This is a genomic window from Actinoplanes sp. NBRC 101535 (assembly GCF_030269225.1).
In the GTDB taxonomy this organism is placed as follows: Bacteria; Actinomycetota; Actinomycetes; order Mycobacteriales; family Micromonosporaceae; genus Actinoplanes; species Actinoplanes rectilineatus.
Map to the genome: position 1 here is coordinate 366,244 of NZ_BSSY01000006.1, position 18,256 is coordinate 384,499.

The 18,256-nt window shown below is 70.4% G+C and carries 15 protein-coding genes; 11 read left to right on the forward strand and 4 right to left on the reverse strand.

The genetic code is table 11. The features are described 5' to 3' along the window. Window position 1 precedes the first annotated feature (1 nt). From lysA to QSK32_RS19515, 5 genes are all read left to right on the forward strand, one after another. On the forward strand, window positions 2-1,387 hold the full coding sequence (gene lysA / locus QSK32_RS19495; protein ID WP_285472686.1) for a diaminopimelate decarboxylase: 1,386 nt from the start codon (window positions 2-4) through the stop codon (window positions 1,385-1,387). After that, window positions 1,384-2,697 carry a homoserine dehydrogenase gene (locus QSK32_RS19500; protein WP_285472687.1) on the forward strand — a complete coding sequence of 438 codons (1,314 nt, stop codon included), beginning with the start codon at window positions 1,384-1,386 and terminating at the stop codon, window positions 2,695-2,697. Before lysA ends, QSK32_RS19500 begins: the two co-directional genes overlap by 4 nt. Next, window positions 2,697-3,092, forward strand: coding sequence for a VOC family protein (locus QSK32_RS19505; RefSeq protein ID WP_045748016.1), 396 nt, complete (start codon window positions 2,697-2,699; stop codon window positions 3,090-3,092). The genes QSK32_RS19500 and QSK32_RS19505 overlap by 1 nt, the downstream gene beginning before the upstream one ends. An 81-nt stretch (window positions 3,093-3,173) precedes the next feature. Beyond that, window positions 3,174-4,223 carry a threonine synthase gene (gene thrC, locus QSK32_RS19510; RefSeq protein WP_045748015.1) on the forward strand — a complete coding sequence of 350 codons (1,050 nt, stop codon included), beginning with the start codon at window positions 3,174-3,176 and terminating at the stop codon, window positions 4,221-4,223. 254 nt (window positions 4,224-4,477) lie between these two features. Further along, the gene (locus QSK32_RS19515; RefSeq protein WP_285472688.1) at window positions 4,478-4,810 is read left to right on the forward strand and encodes a hypothetical protein; all 333 of its coding nucleotides are present in this window, start codon (window positions 4,478-4,480) and stop codon (window positions 4,808-4,810) included. 571 nt (window positions 4,811-5,381) lie between these two features. Here QSK32_RS19515 and QSK32_RS19520 read toward each other — a convergent pair. Next, window positions 5,382-5,807: a MarR family transcriptional regulator gene (locus tag QSK32_RS19520; protein WP_045742394.1), complete on the reverse strand. Its 426-nt coding sequence runs from the start codon at window positions 5,805-5,807 to the stop codon at window positions 5,382-5,384. Window positions 5,808-5,981: 174 nt separating this feature from the next. Between QSK32_RS19520 and QSK32_RS19525 the strand changes: the two genes are divergently transcribed. From QSK32_RS19525 to QSK32_RS19550, 6 genes are all read left to right on the forward strand, one after another. Beyond that, the gene (locus tag QSK32_RS19525) at window positions 5,982-9,197 is read left to right on the forward strand and encodes an efflux RND transporter permease subunit (protein ID WP_045742395.1); all 3,216 of its coding nucleotides are present in this window, start codon (window positions 5,982-5,984) and stop codon (window positions 9,195-9,197) included. Window positions 9,198-9,272: 75 nt separating this feature from the next. Further along, complete coding sequence (locus QSK32_RS19530) at window positions 9,273-10,499, forward strand: MFS transporter (protein ID WP_045742396.1); 1,227 nt, start codon at window positions 9,273-9,275, stop codon at window positions 10,497-10,499. An 83-nt stretch (window positions 10,500-10,582) separates the two neighbouring features. Next, window positions 10,583-11,527 (forward strand): homoserine kinase, encoded by a 945-nt coding sequence (thrB, locus tag QSK32_RS19535; protein ID WP_285472689.1) that lies wholly within the window; start codon window positions 10,583-10,585, stop codon window positions 11,525-11,527. Between the two features lie 295 nt (window positions 11,528-11,822). Beyond that, entirely contained in the window at window positions 11,823-13,847 is a 2,025-nt protein-coding gene (gene rho, locus QSK32_RS19540) for a transcription termination factor Rho (protein WP_045742398.1), read from the forward strand. 128 nt (window positions 13,848-13,975) lie between these two features. Then, window positions 13,976-15,148, forward strand: coding sequence for a nitric oxide synthase oxygenase (locus QSK32_RS19545; protein ID WP_285472690.1), 1,173 nt, complete (start codon window positions 13,976-13,978; stop codon window positions 15,146-15,148). Beyond that, window positions 15,145-15,537, forward strand: a complete 393-nt coding sequence (locus QSK32_RS19550) for a VOC family protein (protein WP_285472691.1) — start codon at window positions 15,145-15,147, stop codon at window positions 15,535-15,537. The genes QSK32_RS19545 and QSK32_RS19550 overlap by 4 nt, the downstream gene beginning before the upstream one ends. Here QSK32_RS19550 and QSK32_RS19555 read toward each other — a convergent pair. Genes QSK32_RS19555 through QSK32_RS19565 form a run of 3 tightly spaced genes read right to left on the reverse strand, consistent with a single transcriptional unit; the run spans window position 15,521 to window position 18,099 of the window. Further along, complete coding sequence (locus QSK32_RS19555; protein WP_285472692.1) at window positions 15,521-16,138, reverse strand: RNA ligase family protein; 618 nt, start codon at window positions 16,136-16,138, stop codon at window positions 15,521-15,523. The two genes, QSK32_RS19550 and QSK32_RS19555, sit on opposite strands and share 17 nt — an antisense overlap. Further along, window positions 16,139-17,035 (reverse strand): phosphatase domain-containing protein, encoded by an 897-nt coding sequence (locus QSK32_RS19560; protein WP_285472693.1) that lies wholly within the window; start codon window positions 17,033-17,035, stop codon window positions 16,139-16,141. It lies immediately after the preceding gene. Then, a complete protein-coding gene (locus QSK32_RS19565) occupies window positions 17,032-18,099 on the reverse strand; it encodes an RNA ligase (protein WP_285472743.1) in 1,068 nt (355 codons plus the stop codon). The genes QSK32_RS19560 and QSK32_RS19565 overlap by 4 nt, the downstream gene beginning before the upstream one ends. Window positions 18,100-18,256 lie beyond the last annotated feature (157 nt).

Genomic DNA, 18,256 nt, shown 5'->3' on the forward strand with positions numbered 1-18,256 from the left:
CATGCGCGCACACGAGGCCGGTGCCCTGCACGGCGATCTCGGCACCCGCGGTCCCGCCTGGCTGCGCGCGCCGCAGGACGTGAACGCGCTCGTCCCGCAGCTGTGGCCACGCACTGTCCGGCGTACCCCGGAAGGGTCTCTGGAAGTCGGTGGCCTGGACGTGACCGCCCTGGCGCAGGAGCACGGCACGCCGGCCTACGTCCTCGACGAGGCGGATCTGCGGGCCCGGTGCCGGGACTTCCAGCAGGCGTTCGCGGACGCCGACGTCTATTACGCGGGCAAGTCGTTCCTGTGCAAGGCGGTCGTGCGGGTCGTCGAGGAGGAGGGCCTGTTCCTGGACGTCTGTTCGGGGGGCGAGCTGGCGGTGGCGCTGGCGGCCGGGTTCCCGGCGGAGCGGATCGGGTTCCACGGCAACAACAAGTCGGTGTCCGAGTTGCAGCGGGCGCTCGATGCCGGCGTCGGCCGGATCGTGCTGGACTCCTTCCACGAAATAGCCCGGCTCACCGAGATGTCGGAAAAATCCGGCAAGAAGCCACAAGTGCTCATCCGCGTCACCGTGGGTGTCGAAGCACACACCCACGAGTTCATCGCGACCGCCCACGAGGACCAGAAGTTCGGCTTCTCGCTGGCCGGCGGGGCCGCCTTCGCCGCGGCCGCGAAGGTCATCGACGAGGGTGTCCTCGACCTCCGCGGACTCCACTCGCACATCGGCTCGCAGATCTTCGACACCAGTGGTTTCGAGGTCGCCGCCCGTCGCATCCTCGAACTGCAGGCACAGATCCGCGACGCCCGCGGGGTGGAGCTGCCGGAACTCGACCTGGGTGGTGGTTTCGGTATCGCGTACACCACGCAGGACGACCCCTCCACCGCCGGTGACCTGGCGAAACGCATCAACAAGATCGTCGAGTCGGAATGCGACGCGGCGTCGCTGCGCAAGCCGAGACTCTCCATCGAGCCGGGGCGCGCGATCGTCGGCCCGGCCGTCTTCACCCTCTACGAGGTGGGGACGATCAAGGACGTGGACGGCATCCGTACGTACGTGAGCGTCGACGGCGGGATGAGCGACAACATTCGGACCGCGCTGTACGACGCCTCGTACAGCGCGACGGTGGCCAACCGCAGCAGCACGGCCGAGCCGATGCTCGCCCGAGTCGTGGGAAAACATTGTGAGTCCGGGGACATCGTCGTGAAGGATGAATTCCTGCCCGCCGACGTGCAGCCCGGAGATCTTGTTGCGGTGCCCGGGACGGGTGCGTACTGCCGGAGCATGGCCAGCAATTACAACCACGTTCCTCGGCCGCCCGTGGTGGCGGTGCGCGACGGCGCCGCCCGCGTCATCGTGCGGCGGGAGACCGAGGACGACCTGCTTGCATTGGATGTTGGATGAGCCAAGGGAAACCGGTCCGCCTCGCTCTTCTCGGCTGCGGCACCGTCGGTTCTGAAGTGGTCCGCCTGCTGCAGGACCAGGCCGACGACCTGACAGCCCGGATCGGGGCCCCGCTGGAGCTCGTCGGCATCGCGGTCCGCCGCCCCGGCCGCCAGCGCGGCGACCTGCCGGTCGACCCGTCGCTGTTCACCACCGACGCGCTCGGCCTGGTCAAGCGGGACGACGTGGACGTGGTGATCGAGGTCGTCGGCGGCATCGAGCCGGCCCGGGGCTGGCTGGTCGAGGCGTTGCGCGCCGGCAAGAGCGTGGTCACCGCCAACAAGGCGCTGCTCGCCGAGGACGGCGGCGCGCTGCACGACGCGGCCGCCGAGGGCGGGGCCGACCTCTACTACGAGGCGTCGGTGGCGGGCGCGATCCCGCTGCTGCGCCCGCTGCGCGAGTCGTTGCACGGCGACCGGGTCACCGCGGTCACCGGCATCGTGAACGGCACCACCAACTTCATCCTCTCCTCGATGGCGTCGACCGGCGCCGGCTTCAGCGAGGCGCTGGAGGAGGCCACCGAGCTGGGCTACGCGGAGGCCGACCCGACCGCCGACGTGGAGGGCTTCGACGCCGCCGCCAAGGCCGCCATCCTGGCCTCGCTCGCCTTCCACACCCGGGTCACCGCCGCCGACGTGTTCCGCGAGGGCATGACCGGGGTGACCGCCGGTGACATGGCCAGCGCCAAGGACATGGGCTGCACGATCAAGCTGCTCTGCATCGCGCAGCGCGGCCGGGGCGCCGACGGCGAGGAGACCGTCAGCGTCCGGGTGCACCCGGCGATGATCCCGCTGAGCCACCCGCTGGCCGGTGTCGGTGACGCGTTCAACGCGGTCTTCGTGGAGGCCGACGCGGCCGGCCCGCTGATGTTCTACGGCCGCGGTGCGGGCGGCCGTCCGACCGCGAGCGCGGTGCTCGGCGACATCGTCGCGGCGGCCCGCAACAAGCTCTCCGGCACCCGGGCCCCGAGCGAGAGCAACTACGCCGAGCTGCGGGTCCGCCCGATCGGCGAGTCGCTGACGCGCTACCACATCAGCCTCGACGTGGCCGAGCGTCCGGGTGTGCTGGCCGCGGTGGCCGGCGTCTTCGCCGACCACGAGGTCTCGATCGCCACGGTGCGCCAGTCCGGCCGGGCCGACGACGCGAAGCTCGTCATCGTGACGCACGTCGCTCCGGATGCCGCGCTGGCGGCTACTGTGGAGGCCCTGTCGCGGCTGGACATCGTTCGGTCGATCGCGAGCGTGCTGCGCGTCGAAGGGGGAGCCGGATAGTGCTCGATCACGTGGGATTCCAGTGTGCCGACCTGGCGGCCAGTGCCGCGTTCTACGACGCCGTGCTGGCGCCGTTGGGCGTGCGGCGGCTGGCCGACTTCACCGTTGCTCTCGGCTACGGGACCGACCATGCGGACTTCTGGATCGGCACGCTCAGTGAAGGCGACGGCTTCCGCGAGTCGCACATCGCCTTCTCGGCCGGTGACCGGGCAGCCGTCGACGCGTTCTTCCAGGCGGCGGTCGCGGCCGGCGCCGAGGTGCTGCACAAGCCGGGACTCCACCCGGAATACCACGAGCACTACTACGGCGCCTTCGTGCGCGATCCGGACGGCAACAACGTCGAGGCCGTCTGTCACCGCCCGGAGGGATTGCCGGAACAGGCGCCGGCATCCTGAATAGTGGATAACCGGTCCCAAAAACCGGAAGTCTGGGGCACGCTGTCACGCGGTTGCCCAGCACGAAGTGAGGAGTGGGCCATGTGGCGGGGTCTGATCGAGGCGTACCGGGACCGGCTGCCGGTCACCGACGCCACTCCGGTGGTCTCCCTGCTCGAGGGCAACACGCCACTCGTTCCGGCCCCGGTGCTGTCCGAGCGGGTCGGCGGTGACGTCTACCTCAAGGTCGAGGGCGCCAACCCGACCGGCTCCTTCAAGGACCGCGGCATGACCATGGCGGTGTCCAAGGCCGTCGAGGATGGCGCCAAGGCCATCATCTGCGCCTCCACCGGCAACACCAGCGCCTCCGCCGCGGCCTACGCCGCCCGGGCCGGCATCACCTGCGCGGTCCTGGTGCCCCAGGGCAAGATCGCGCTCGGCAAGCTGGCCCAGGCGCTGGTGCACGGCGCACGCCTGCTCCAGGTCGAGGGCAACTTCGACGACTGCCTGGCGCTCGCCTCGAAACTCTCCCAGGACTACCCGGTCGCCCTGGTCAACTCAGTGAACATCTTCCGCCTGCACGGGCAGAAGACCGCCTCGTTCGAGATCGTCGAGGCCCTCGGTGACGCCCCGGACATCCACTGCCTCCCGGTCGGCAACGCCGGCAACATCTCCGCCTACTGGATGGGCTACCAGGAGGACAAGGCGGCCGGGAACGCCACGAGGCTGCCGAAGATGTACGGCTTCCAGGCATCCGGCGCCGCCCCGATCGTGAACGGCAAGGTCGTCGAGAACCCGTCGACCATCGCCACCGCGATCCGGATCGGCAACCCGGCCAGCTGGACCAAGGCCCTCGACGCCCGCGACGCCTCCGGCGGCCTGATCTCCGCGGTCACCGACCGTGACATCCTCAACGCCTACCGCCTGCTGGCCCGCGAGGTCGGCGTCTTCGTCGAACTCGGCAGCGCCGCCTCGGTCGCCGGCCTGCTCCAGCAGCACGCCGCCGGCAAGATCCCGCCCGGCTCGCGCATCGTCTGCACGGTCACCGGCCACGGCCTGAAAGACCCGGAATGGGCGATCTCCACGGCGCCGTCACCGACGGTCATCGCCAACGACGCGCACCTGGCGGCTAAGGCACTCGACCTGGGCTGAGCGGTGGTCCCGCCAGGGCGTCCTTCTTCCGCCCTTTCGGGGGTACGACCTACCACTCCCAGCAATCACACCTACCGTGGCTGACCGCGGCGGCACTGCGCCGTCGCGGTCCGTGCCGCGTCTTCCGGCGGCTCAGCGCCGTCCCGCCCCGACAGCCCGCCCGAAGCATGGACTGATCCCTTCCGGTCGTTGACGCGGCTGCCCGTGCCCGCCCACGCCTGGACTAGTCACCTAATGAGTCAGGGTCTGCCTCTGTGGTGATTTGGGGCGTGCAGCGCGCCCGTATTCAACACGCCGCCACGGGTGTGGTGATTTGGGGCGTGCAGCGCGCCCGTACTCAACACGCCCCCACGGGTGTGGTGATTTGGGGCGTCCAGCGCGCCCGTATCCACCACACCGCCATGGGTGTGGTGATTTGGGGCGTGCAGCGCGCCCGTATTCACCACACCCCCACCGGTGTGGTGATTTGGGGCGTCCAGCGCGCCCGTAATCACCACACCGCCACGGGTGTGGTGACTTCGGGCGTCCAGCGCGCCCGAAATCACCACGCGGACGGGCTTCGCACCCTGACCACGAAACATGTCTAACCGCGCCCGTAGAGGTGCCGTGGACGACGGCTGCGTGGGCTCGCCCGTCGTTCAGTGCTGTCCCGCGTTCGCATGTGCGCCGTGACCGACGGCCGGGGTCTTGCAGCCCGTTGGTTGAGTGCTGTCTGGCGGGCTTGAGCGTGCCGTGGTGGACGGCTGCGGGTGCCCGGCCGTTGTTGGGGGCTGTTCGGTGGGCTTGGGCGTGCTGTGGTGGACGGCTCGGGGTGGGCGGCCGTCGTCCACGGCGGTTTTGCCGGGCTGAGGGAGCCGTTGACGACGGCTCGGGGTGGGCGGCCGTTGTCCGCGGCGGTTTTGCCGGGCTGAGGGAGCCGTTGACGACGGCTGGGCAACGCGGATCGGATCGAGCGGGGCGTCACGGAGCCGCCGGGCGTCACGGAGCGGTTGGGCGCCACGGAGCCGCCGGGCGCCACGGAGCCGCCGGGAAGTGCGGATCGTGTCGGGCGCCGTGGATCGGGCCGGGGCCGCCGAGCTGCGTCAGACGGTGGAGCGGGCGTCGGCGGGCGCTCTCAAGACGGTGGAGCGGGCGTCGGCGGGCGCTCTCACTCGTACCCTAAGGAGAGGGTGACGGGAAGTCCGTGGCCAGCGCCTCGCGGATCAGCAACTCCATCGCCTGAGCGACGATCTCCAACTCCTCGGCTGAGAGCCGGCTGAGGAGGACGCGCTGTTTCTCCGCGCCGGCGGTGATGATTCCCTCGATGAGCTCCGTGCCCGCTCTGGTGAGGCCGATGCGGCGCACCCGGCGGTCCTGGAGGTCTTCCGTGCGGGTCACCAGGTCCTGCACGACCAGGCGGTCGATCATGCCGGTCAGTGCGGCCGCGCCGACGCCGACCATGCGGGCCAGTTCGCTTCCGGCGAGGGCGCCGTTGCGGGAGAGCAGCAGCATGATCTTGAGTTGCGACATCGTCAGGTGCGAGGAGAAGAGCGGGTCCGACCGATCGTCGGCGAACAGGTGCTCGAGCCTGATCTGCGCGCCCATGATGTCTGCGATGAGCTTCTCTTTCTGGCTCAGCGCCTGCTCCTTTTGTGACGTGTTGATGGCGTGTGTGCTGCCAGCTGATGACGGACGCTACCAGGAGGCCCCGGTCAAAAACCATTTGTTCGCGTCAGGCAAACTATCAGTATCAACCGAACTTTCATCGGGGGAGTTCCCATGTCCGGTCTGACACGGCTCAGCCTTGCCAACCGAGGTCTGGTCGCACTGATCGCCGTCGTGATCAGTGCGTTCGGCCTCTACGCGATCCCCTCACTCAAGCAGCAGCTCTTCCCGTCGATCGAGCTGCCCGCGGCGTTCGTCAGCGCGGTGCTGCCCGGCGCGTCGCCGGAGACGGTCGAGGAGCAGGTCACCAAGCCGATCGAGGACGCCGTCAAGGGCATCGACGGCATCGACACGGTCACGTCGACCTCGCGGGAGAACGCCTCCAGCGTGGTGGTGATGTTCGAGTTCGGCACGGACATCGAGTCCGCGGTCAACCAGGTGACCACCTCGCTCAACCGGATCCAGGCGCAGCTGCCGGAGGGCGTCGACCCGCAGGTGTTCGCCGGCGGCACCGACGACATCCCGGCGATCGTGCTCGCCGCCACCGGCGGTTCGGACGAGAGCGACCTGCTGCGGCGCCTCAACGAGACCGTGGTGCCGGAGCTCAACGCCATCGTCGGCGTCCGGGACACCCAGGTCACCGGCGCCCGCGCCGAGCAGGTCGTGATCACCCCCGACCTGGCGAAGTTCGGTGCGGCGGGTGTCAGCCCGGCGTCGCTGACCAGCGTGCTGCAGGCCAACGGCGTGTCGATCCCGGCCGGCGCGGTGACCGAGGGGGAGCAGTCGCTGACCGTGCAGGTCGGCACCCCGATCACCACCGTCGAGCAGCTCGAGGGCGTCTACCTGACCGGCTCGAAGGGCCCGGTGCGTCTCGGTGACGTGGCGAGCGTGGAGAGCAAGCTGCCGGCCGCCGAGTCGTACACCCGCACCGATGGGGTGAACAGCCTCGGCATCGCGGTCACCGCACGCCCGGACGGCAACCCGGTGGAGATCTCGCACGAGGTCCGGGACATCCTGGCGAGCCTGGAGGAGTCCTCCGGCGCCACCCTCACCGTGATCACCGACCAGGCGCCGTACGTGGAGCGGTCCATCGAGAGCCTGACCACCGAGGGCCTGCTCGGCCTGCTGATGGCCGTCGTGGTGATCCTGGTCTTCCTGCTCAGCATCCGGTCGACCCTGGTCACCGCGGTCTCCATCCCGCTGTCGGTGCTGGTCGCGCTGATCGCGTTGTGGATCGGTGACTACACCCTCAACCTGCTCACCCTCGGCGCGCTCACCATCGCGGTCGGCCGGGTGGTGGACGACTCGATCGTCGTGCTGGAGAACATCAAACGCCATCTGGAGTACGGCGAGGAGAAGGTGCACGCCATCCTCGGCGCGGTCCGTGAGGTGGCCGGGGCGGTCCTCGCCTCCACCCTGACGACGGTGGCGGTCTTCGCCCCGATCGCTCTGGTCGGCGGCCTGGTCGGGCAGATCTTCTCGTCCTTCGCGATCACCGTCACGGTGGCGCTGCTGGCCTCGCTGTTCGTGGCGCTGACCATCGTGCCGGTGCTGGCGTACTGGTTCCTCAAGCCGCCGGCCGCGGGCGCCGACAGCGAGGCGGTCCGCAAGGCCGCGGAGGAGAAGGAGCTGCGCAGCCCGCTGCAGCGCGGCTATCTGCCGGTGATCCGGTTCGCCACCACCAAGCGGTGGACCACGGTGCTGATCGGCATCGCCGTCCTGATGGGTACGTTCGCCCTGTCCACCCGGCTGGAGACCAACTTCCTGGACGAGTCGGGGCAGGACAGCCTGACGATCAGCCAGGAGTTGCCGGCCGGCGCCAGTCTGGCCGCCACCGACGCGGCGGCCAAGAAGGTGGAGAGCCTGCTCGCCTCGCGGGAGGGCGTCAAGACGTACCAGGTGACGGTCGGCGGCAACTCGGCCAACCCGTTCGCCGGTGGTGGCGGTGGTGGCACGGCCAGCTTCAACGTGGCTCTCGACGAGGACGCCGACGTTGAGAAGATCACCGGCGATCTGCGGGACGAGTTCGCGAAGCTGACCGACGCCGGTGAGATCAAGATCGGTCAGGAGAGCTCCGGTGTCGGCAGCAGCGGCCTCTCCGTCCAGGTGAACGCCGCGGACACCGACGTGCTCGCCGACGCCACCGAGCAGGTGCGGGCCGCGATGGCCGGGATCGGCGGGGTCACCGACGTGGACACCACGCTGTCCACCAGCGTGCCGCGACTGCAGGTGGTGGTGGACCGCAAGGCCGCCGCGGCGGCGGGTCTCACCGAGGCTCAGATCGGTCAGACGGTCGCTTCGATGTTCCGGTCCGCCCCGGCCGGGCAGATCGCGGTGGACGGCTCCACCCAGGACGTGGTGATCTCGTTCGGCACCGCGCCGGCCGACGCCGCCGCGGTCCGGGCCCTGCCGCTGACCACCGCCAAGGGCGTCGTCCCGCTGGACCAGGTCGCCGACGTCGAGGAGGTGGCCGGCCCGGCGACGGTGAACCGGGTCGACGGCGACCGCACCGCGACCGTCACCGGCACGGTGACCGGTTCCAACCTGTCCGCGGTCAACGCCGACCTGACGAAGAAGCTCGAGGCCATCAGCCTTCCGGCCGGCGCCGACTACACCGTCGGTGGTGTCAGTGCCGACCAGCAGGAGGCGTTCGAGCAGCTCGGCCTGGCCGTGCTGGCCGCCATCGCGATCGTCTTCGTGATCATGGTGGCGACCTTCGGCAGCCTGCTGCAGCCGGTGATCCTGCTGGTGTCGATCCCGTTCGCGGCGACCGGCGCGATCGGCCTGCTGCTGCTCACCGGCACCCCGCTCGGCGTTCCGGCGTTGATCGGTGTGCTGATGCTGGTCGGCATCGTGGTGACGAACGCCATCGTGCTGCTGGACCTGATCAACCACTACCGGGCCGCGGGCATGGGTGTGCAGGAGGCGGTGATCGAGGGTGGCCGGCACCGGCTGCGCCCGATCCTGATGACCGCCATCGCGACCATCTTCGCCCTGATCCCGATGGCGCTCGGCCTCACCGGCGAGGGCGGCTTCATCTCGCAGCCGCTGGCCATCGTGGTGATCGGCGGTCTGGTCAGCTCCACGCTGCTGACCCTGGTGCTGGTGCCGACGCTCTACACCCTGGTCGAGAACCGCAAGGAGAAGTCGCGGGCCAAGCGGGCGGCGAAGCGGGCCGGCAAGGCCGCCCCGGAGCCGGCCGGGGACGAGGCGCCGGCCGAGGAGGAGCCGGTGACCGTGCCGGACGACTCCGCGGTGAAGGACGGCGGGGCACTGCGCGGTTACACCGACCAGTTCGAGGTGCTGAAGATGCCGAAGAAGCAGGAGTGACCACCTGATGATCAGCGATGCCCGGTCCTTCGCGGCCGGGCATCGCCGTGTCCGGGGACCACGTAAAGTCGCCAGGTGCCACCCACCCTTTCGGTCCTTACCCGCAATCGTGATTTCCGTCGCCTTTTCGCGGCTGAACTCGTGGTCTTCGGCGCGGACTGGTTCGTCATGGTCCCGCTGTTGGTGCTCCTGCCGGAACTGACCGGCAGTGGCGCCTGGGGCGCTCTGGTGCTCGCCGCCGACACCGGGATCACCGCGCTGCTCCTGCCGTTCACCGGCACCATCGCCGATCGGCTGGACCGGCGCCGGATCCTGGTGCTGGCCAATTTCGCCTCGTTCGCCGCGGTGCTGCTGCTGTTCGCGGTGCGGTCCGCGGCGACGGCGCCGCTGGCCCTGGTCGCGGTCGGCGCGATGGCGGTGGCGAAGGCGTTCTACTCGCCGGCCGCCTCGGCCGCCCTGCCCAACGTGGTGGACCCGGTGGACCGGCCGGCCGCCAACGCCGTCGCCGGGTCGGCCTGGGGGACGATGACGGTGGTCGGCGCCTCCCTGGGCGGCGTGGTCAGCAGCGCCGCCGGGCCGTACGTCTGCTTCGCGGTGACCGCGGTCCTGCTCCTGGCCGGAAGCCTGCTGACCGGCCTGATCCGGCGCCCGTTGCAGGCGCCGCGCGCCGGCGGGGCACCGCAGCCGACCATGCACGCCCTGCTCGAGGCGTTGCGCTACATCGGCGCCCGGCCCCGGCTGCGGGCCCTGGTCACGGTGAAGTCCGCGGTCGGCCTGGGTAACGGCGTGCTGACAGTCTTCCCGCTGATCGCGGCGGCGCACGGGGCCGGCGCGATCGGGGCCGGCCTGCTCTTCGCGCTGCGGGGCGCGGGTGCGCTGATCGGGCCGATGGTGATGCGGCCGGTGCTGGACCGGCCGCGCTGGCTGCTGACCGCGCTGGCCCTGTCGATGGGCCTGTACGGCGTCGGCTACCTCGGCGTGGCGTTCGTCCCGTGGTTCCCGGCGGTGCTGGTGCTGGTCTTCGTCGCGCACTTCGCCGGTGGCAGCAACTGGGTGCTGTCGAACTACGCGCTGCAGGGTGAGGTGCCGGACGAGCTGCGCGGCCGGGTGTTCGCCACCGACATGATGCTGGCGACGCTGGCGATCGCCATCAGTCAGCTGGGCGCCGGCGCGGTGATCGACCACGTCGACCCGTCGGTGGTGATCGCCACCTGCGCCTCGATCACCATGGTCTACGCGGTCGGCTGGTGGATCGTGACCCGGTGGACGGCGGGCACCCCCGTCGCGAGTGAAAAGGCATGAATCCGGAGCGTCGTCGATTCGACATGCGGGATTACCAGGGGCGGGGCGCTTCGGTTGAGATGATCACCCCATAGCATGTGGCGATGGGTCTGTCCTTCGTCACTGAACCGGTCTCGGTCAGCACTCCGGCGACCAGCGCCAATCTCGGGCCCGGCTTCGATGCGCTGGGTCTCGCGCTGACGCTCTACGACGATCTGACCGCGCGGGTGACCGACGGCGAATTCTCGGTGACCGTCACCGGTCAGGGTGCGGGGGAGTTGCCGACCGGCGCCGATCACCTGGTGATCCGTTCGATGCTGGCGACCTTCGACGAGCTGGGGCAGCGTCCGCCCGGCCTGGCGGTCGAGTGCGTCAACCGGATCCCGCAGGCGCGCGGGCTGGGCAGTTCGTCGGCGGCCATCGTCGGCGGCGTACAACTGGCCCGTGGCCTGGTCCGGGGTGGTCTGGAGCTGCTCGACGACGCGGCCGCGCTGCGCATCGCGGGCCGGCTCGAGGGGCACCCGGACAACGTCGCGCCCTGCCTGCTGGGCGGTTTCACCATCGCCTGGACCGAGGAGACCGGTTCCCGGGCGGTACGCCTGTCGCCGGCCGACGGCGTGCGGTCGACGGTGTTCGTCCCCGCCGAGCGCGGGTACACCGCGACCGCCCGGGCCGCGTTGCCGGCCGAGGTGCCGCACGCCGACGCGGCCTTCAACACCGGCCGGGGCGCGCTGCTGGTGCACGCCCTCACCCGGGACCCGTCCCTGCTGTTCCCGGCCACCGAGGATCGGCTCCACCAGGGTTACCGTGCCGCCGGGATGCCCGAATCGGCGGCCCTCGTGGCGGCGCTGCGGGCTGCCGGGGTGGCCGCGGTGATCAGCGGCGCGGGTCCCACCGTGCTGGCGTTGTCCGAGGTCCCGGCCGATTTCGCAGCGGGTGCGCAGTGGCGCGGCGAAGTGCTGGGCGTGGATGACGCCGGTGCTCGTGTGAAAGGGGGTATGGTGGAACACGCCGAGCGGGGCCCTGTTGCCGCAGGTCGCACGAGTTGACTACGCTCAAGACCTAGCACAGCCGCGAAGCAAGCGATCTCTGCGGTTCGGCGCACCCCCGAGATTTCTGGGCCTTCATGGCCTGTCTCAACTCTCATCAAGGCACACGCCGGGCAGCAGTTGATAATCGCTGCAATCGCCGAGACCTACCCGTCAAGCCCTGACGGGCAGGGATACCGGTCGAGCTGCCGTGCTGCACGAACTCCCGCGCCGCTGCTGCGAAGCGGGTTCCGAGGGCACCCGGCCCAGGCTGCAGTTCCGGGTGATCTCGGTTTTTTCCGACGGAAGGAATCCATTGAGCGACACCACCGACGTGACGTCGGGTGTTTCTGACGTCGCTGACGGCGCAGGCACCACCGCGACTGCCACGAAGCGCCGCCGTGGCGGCACCGGGCTCTCCGCGATGCTGCTGCCCGAGCTGCAGAGCCTCGCCGCCTCCCTCGGCATCTCCGGTACCGCCCGGATGCGCAAGGGTGAGCTGATCACCGCGATCTCCGAGCGTCAGAGCGGCGGCTCCGCCCCGGCCGAGACGGCCCCGCGTCCGCGCTCCAACAGCTCCGAGACCGTCACCACGGCTCCCGCCCCGGCGCAGGCCGCACCGGTCAAGGCCGCCCCGGCGGAGACCACCCCCGCGCCGCAGACCGCAGCCGCCCCGGCCGTCACGGCCCCTGCCGCCCCGGCCGAGCAGCCTGCCGCTCCGGCGGCGGAGCGTCCGTCCCGGAGCCGCCGTGAGCGTGGCTCCCGGCAGAGCACGCGGGAGACCGCGCCCGCCGAGAGTGTGGAGGCCGCGCCCGCCGGCGCCGCAGCGGCGGCCCCCGCCGCGACCTCCACCCCCGAGGCCCCGGCCACCGAGCCGGTCGAGCGTGCCGAGCGCCCCGAGCGGGGCGACCGCCCGGAGCGCGGCGAGCGCAACCGGGACCGGCAGCGCAACCAGCGTGACGGTCAGCGCGACCGCAACGACGACCGTGGTGACCGCGGCGATCGGGGGGACCGTGGTGACCGCGGTGACCGTGGTCCGCGCGCCGACCAGGGCCACGACGACGACGGCGACGACGACGCCGGCCGCCGGAGCCGGCGCAGCCGGTTCCGTGACCGCCGCCGTGGCCGGGACCGCGACGACAACCAGCGCGACGACAACCGCCGCGACGGTGGCGGCCGGGAGCCGCACGTGTCCGAGGACGAGGTTCTCGTCCCGGTCGCCGGCATCCTGGACGTGCTGGACAACTACGCGTTCGTGCGGACCACCGGTTACCTCTCCGGCCCGAACGACGTCTACGTGTCCATGTCGCAGGTCAAGAAGTACGGTCTGCGCCGCGGTGACGCGGTCACCGGCGCGGTGCGGTCCGCCCCGCGGGACACCGGTGGCGAGCAGCGCCGGGACAAGTACAACCCGCTGGTCCGTCTGGACACCATCAACGGGATGGAGCCCGACGAGGCCCGCCGGCGTCCCGAGTTCTACAAGCTCACGCCGCTCTACCCGCAGGAGCGTCTGCGGCTGGAGACCGAGCCGCACATCCTCACCACCCGCATCATCGACCTGGTGATGCCGATCGGTAAGGGCCAGCGCGCGCTCATCGTCTCCCCGCCGAAGGCCGGTAAGACGATGGTGCTGCAGGCCCTGGCCAACGCCATCACGCACAACAACCCGGAGTGCCACCTGATGGTGGTGCTGGTGGACGAGCGGCCCGAAGAGGTCACCGACATGCAGCGCACGGTGAAGGGCGAGGTCATCGCGGCCACGTTCGACCGTCCGCCGCAGGACCACACCACGGTCGCCGAGCTCGCCATCGAGCGGGCCAAGCGGCTGGTCGAGCTGGGCCACGACGTGGTCGTGCTGCTCGACTCGGTGACGCGTCTCGGCCGGTCGTACAACCTGGCCGCGCCGGCCTCCGGCCGGATCATGTCGGGTGGTATCGACTCGACCGCGTTGTACCCGCCGAAGCGCTTCCTCGGCGCGGCGCGCAACATCGAGAACGGTGGCTCGCTCACCATCCTCGCGACCGCGCTGGTGGAGACCGGGTCGATGATGGACACGGTCATCTTCGAGGAGTTCAAGGGCACCGGCAACGCCGAGCTCAAGCTCGACCGCAAGATCGCTGACAAGCGCATCTTCCCGGCCGTGGACGTCTCCGCCTCCAGCACCCGTAAGGAAGAGATCCTTCTGGGCAAGGAGGAGCTGGCGATCATCCACAAGCTCCGCAAGGTGCTCAGTTCGCTGGAGTCGGGCGCTGCTCTGGACCTGCTGATGGACCGTCTCAAGCAGACGCGTACCAACATCGAGTTCCTGATGCAGATCGCCAAGTCCACTCCTGGCGAGTAACCACGCAAAAGCGACGCAGCCCACCCGATCGGGTGGGCTGCGTCGCTTTTGTCGCACAACTTGTCTGATTCGCCCCGTACGGGGTCGTGCGAACCTCCGGTATCCATTCGCTACCTCGGAGGCGCTCGATGACCGTGCCCGGCTACCGGGACCAGCCCACCGAACCCTGGGACCGCGATGCGCCGGCCGACCCCGAGGAGGCCGAGGACTTCCTGCGCCGCTGCTACACCGAGAACCCCCGGCTCGGGCCGGTGGAGCCGCGGCTGGCGATAGTCCGCGCGCAGATCGCCGCCACCGGCACCTACGTGCACACCACCGAGGAGCTGACGCACGGCGCCCGGATGGCGTGGCGCAACGCGAGCCGCTGCATCGGACGGCTCTACTGGCGCAGCCTGCTGGTGCTGGACCGGCGCCGGGCCCGTACCGCCGATGAGATCTTCTCGCTCCTCGTCGGGCATCTGCGGGCCGCGGGCGACACCGCGATCCGCCCGGTGATCAGCGTTTTCGCCGCCGCTCAGCCCGGCCGGCCGTACGCCAAGGTCTGGAACGAGCAGTTGATTCGCTATGCCGGGTACCGCACCGACGCCGGGCAGACGATCGGCGACCCCCGTCAGCAGGCGCTCACCGCGGCGGTCCACGCCTGTGGCTGGCGCGGCAAGGGCGAGGCCTTCGACGTCCTGCCCCTGGTCATCGAGACCCCCGCCGAGGGCGTCCGGCTGTACGAACTCCCGGAACGCGCCGTCCGTGAGGTGCCGCTGACCCATCCCGAGTACGCCTGGTTCGCCGAACTGGGCCTGCGCTGGCATGCCGTGCCGGCGATCGCGAACATGCGGCTCACCATCGGCGGGGTGCACTACCCGCTGGCCCCGTTCAACGGCTGGTACATGGGCACCGAGCTGGGTGCGCGCAACCTGGCCGACGGCGACCGGTACGACATGCTGCCGCTGCTGGCCGCCCGGATGGAGCTGGACACCAGCCGGGAGTCGACGCTGTGGCGGGACCGCGCCCTGGTCGAGCTGAACCGGGCGGTGCTGCACAGCTTCGAGCGGGCCGGGGTGAAGATGTCCGACCACCACACCGAGTCGCAGCGGTTCCTCACGCACCTGCGCAACGAGGAGCGGGCCGGCCGTCCGGTGCCGGCCGACTGGACCTGGATCGTCCCGCCGATGTCCGGCGGCGTCACCGGGGTCTTCCACCGCTACTACACCGAGATGGACCTGCGGCCCGCGTTCTACCTCGACGACGAGGCGGCGGCCCTCGCGCAGGGGTGCCCCAGGACCGGCCCTAGGTTGGGCGGATGACGTCGTTCATCTCACACACGACCGTGGACGCCACCGACGCCTATGCACTGAGCGAGTGGTGGCGGCAACTGCTGGACTATGTCGACGACCCGGAGGATCCGAACGAGCCGGGCCACGAGGAATGCATGATCATGTCGCGGGACGGGCGGCACCGGGTGCTCTTCATCGAGGTGCCCGAGCCGAAGAGCGGCAAGAACCGGATCCACTTCGACCTGCGTCCCACCGAGGGCACCCGCGACGAGGAGATCGAGCGGGTGATCGGGCTGGGCGCGAAACCCACGGCCGACCTGCGGCAGCCCGACGGCGGTGGCTGGATGGTCTTCCAGGACCCGGAGGGCAACGAATTCTGTGTGCTGCGCGGCGAGGACGAACTCAAGCGAACTCGTTGAGCGGGAAGTCGTCCCGGTGCCGCCAGGACGCCTCGGTGCGGACGTGACCGGGGCGCACCCACTTGAGCACCTTGCGGTCGAAGTCGGCGGCCGTGATCCGGCCGGCGGCCCGGATGACGAAGCCCTCCGAGGTGTCCTCGTCGCGCTGCGCGGACCAGGCCGTCCGGGCCTCGGTGATGCTGCCGCCGCGGTAGAGCACCGGCACCATCGGCAACTCCAGGCGCCGGGCCCAGTCGACGGTGTCGTCCCAGCCCAGCAGGGTGTCCGTCTCGTCCCAGATGCCGAAGACCAGGAAGACGCCGGGTAGGTCGGCGTAGGCGACGCTGCGGCGGGCCCACATGGACTCGCCGCAGACCCGCCACTGATCCGGAATCCGGTACGCCGTCATCGCCCACAACGCCTTGGCCGGCCGGTCCCACGGGTGGGTGCCGGAGTCGAGCGACCGGGCGTACATCGAGTCCCGGGTGAAGGTGAGGTTCCCGCCGTCCATCTTCTCGGTCACCACCAGTTCGCCGTCGAGCCACGACAGATCCGGCTGGATCCGGTCGTCGCCCGAGGCACCGGGGGAGTCCGGCAGGTGGAACGTCCGCGGGTACTTCACCTAGAAATCACCCTCCGCCACCTGGAACACGGTCAGGCCCAGCGATCGCCACATACGTACCACCTGCCGGCGGTCGTCGAACACCCCCACGACCCGCCAACGATCACGGATCTGCTCGTCGAAGATCTCGCGCTTGACGATCGAGTCCTTGCGGCTGTCGCCCTCCGGCCGCATGAACAGCGCCTCGTAGGGCACCCCCACGAACAGCTCCAGCCAGGCCTCGGTCTCCGCACGGCAGGCCGCGTCCCGCCCGGAGCAGAAGACGATCGCGTGGCCGGCGGCGTGCATGGCCCGGACGGCGGCGATCACCGCCGGGTTCGGCGAGTCCTCACCGACCCGGGACCATTCGTACGGGCTGCGGTCGCCCATCAGCGCGACGGTGCCGTCGATGTCGACCAGGACCACCGGCGGCAGCGACTCGTCGGCCTCGTAGACCACGCCGGGACCGCCCCGGTCCACGAACGGGATCGGCAGCGGCAGGTTCTTGCCGGCCAGGTAGCGCTGGTGCATGCGGCGGATCGGGTCCTCGCCGACCCGGTCGTCCTCCGGCCGGTCCGCGTCGCGCCGGACGCACTCGTCCACCGGCACGTCGGTGAAGTCGTGCACCTCGAACGACGCGTTGAACCGGGCGGCCATCTCGGCCCACTCGCGGACCGTCTTGGCGCGCAGGTTGGTGTCGTCGACGATGACGCTGGCGTGCGCCCGCAGCAGGGCCTCGACCGACGACCGCTGTGCGTGCGTGACCTGCGCCTCGGCCGCCTGGGTGAAGAGGCGCCGGCCGTGCAGCATGCGCCGCAGGTCGTCCCGGTTGACCCGGAGCACGTCCGGCTGCAGTTTGCGGGCGAACGTGGTCTTGCCGGAGGCGGGCAGCCCCCGGGTGATCAGCAGTCGCGTCATTCCTCGTTCTCCCCCATGCTGCCGTCACCGGCCGGCCGCGCACGCTGCCACAGGCCGGGACGGTAGTCCTTGCCGTCGAGCCGCAGGAAGAGCTCGCCCCGGAAATCGGTGCGCAGCGCCTCGGCGGCGAACTCCTTGCGTCCCCAGCCCTGCGGGAGGGTGGCGACGATCTTCTCGTAGGCGGCCTCGACCGCGGCGGCACGGGCGTCCACGAGGGCGGTCAGCTCGGCGGCGATGCCGAGGACCCACCGGTGGAACTCGTCCGGCAGCGGGGCGATCAGGTCGTCCAGGCCGCCGCCGGCGGCGAGGATCTCCCACACGGTCCGCGGCGTGAGGCCGGTGACCAGACGGTGCAACCGTACGTAGTCCGCGTACTTGATCTTCACGCGCTGGTCGGCCTCGGTGAAGTGCACCACCAGGCCCTCCCGCCCGGCACGGGGCTCGGCGGCCAGCGCCTCGGCGAGGGTCGCGTAGGCGAACGACTCGACGACCGGTCCCGGCCAGCCGGGCACCGCGGACGGCCCGTACGAGCGGCCGGTGGCGATGTCGACCGCCCCGAGCAGCACCAGATCGTCGAGTCCGCGGTAGTCCACGACGATCCGGTTGTCCGGATAGATGATCTCCACGAGCACGGTCAGGCCGGCCGGCGGACGGAACTGCGCATAACGCGTACGCAGAAGGTCGGTGGCATGAACGGCCTGAGCCGACGCGAAGGACCCCCGGGTGGCGACGGCGTAGCCGGAGCCGTCGTGGTAGATCACCCCGAGGCTGCCGTCCGCCTTGTCGGTCACGCTGACCGCGGCGCCCGGATCGAGCACCGGAGCGTGCCCCTCGGTGTGGTTGAAGAACTTGGGGAACGGGCGTGCCAGCACCCGGCCGTCCGCGTCCACGATCAGACCGCGGCAGGCCAGCGTCACCGGCGTCCAGGCCGCGGCGTACTGGCAGGCTTCGGTGTAGTTGTGGATCCGCAGGTCGAGGGTGGGATGGCGCTGCACCCTGACCAGGCCTCCGTCGATGGCGGCGGCGAGTTCGGCCGGATCGAGGACGTCGTGGAGCAGGGTCATCACGGTGCCTGTTCTCTGCGGGAATTCCGGAAGGGGTGCTCACGTTATCCAGGGCGTATCCAGTTGCGCCGCCTGATTTCCGTCGGGTACGGAGGTCATGGCAGACTGATACATCGGCCAGTAGGGGTTCCGGTTCACGCCAATCGTGGAAGAACGG

Excerpts from the sequence above, each read along its gene's own strand:
- QSK32_RS19565 (WP_285472743.1), bottom strand. The coding sequence starts at position 18,099 with ATGACCCTGCTCCACGACGTCCTCGATCCGGCCGAACTCGCCGCCGCC.
- thrC (WP_045748015.1), top strand. The coding sequence starts at position 3,174 with ATGTGGCGGGGTCTGATCGAGGCGTACCGGGACCGGCTGCCGGTCACC.
- thrB (WP_285472689.1), top strand. The coding sequence starts at position 10,583 with ATGGGTCTGTCCTTCGTCACTGAACCGGTCTCGGTCAGCACTCCGGCG.
- QSK32_RS19545 (WP_285472690.1), top strand. The coding sequence starts at position 13,976 with ATGACCGTGCCCGGCTACCGGGACCAGCCCACCGAACCCTGGGACCGC.
- QSK32_RS19560 (WP_285472693.1), bottom strand. The coding sequence starts at position 17,035 with ATGACGCGACTGCTGATCACCCGGGGGCTGCCCGCCTCCGGCAAGACC.
- QSK32_RS19550 (WP_285472691.1), top strand. The coding sequence starts at position 15,145 with ATGACGTCGTTCATCTCACACACGACCGTGGACGCCACCGACGCCTAT.
- QSK32_RS19500 (WP_285472687.1), top strand. The coding sequence starts at position 1,384 with ATGAGCCAAGGGAAACCGGTCCGCCTCGCTCTTCTCGGCTGCGGCACC.
- QSK32_RS19520 (WP_045742394.1), bottom strand. The coding sequence starts at position 5,807 with ATGGGCGCGCAGATCAGGCTCGAGCACCTGTTCGCCGACGATCGGTCG.
- lysA (WP_285472686.1), top strand. The coding sequence starts at position 2 with ATGCGCGCACACGAGGCCGGTGCCCTGCACGGCGATCTCGGCACCCGC.
- QSK32_RS19525 (WP_045742395.1), top strand. The coding sequence starts at position 5,982 with ATGTCCGGTCTGACACGGCTCAGCCTTGCCAACCGAGGTCTGGTCGCA.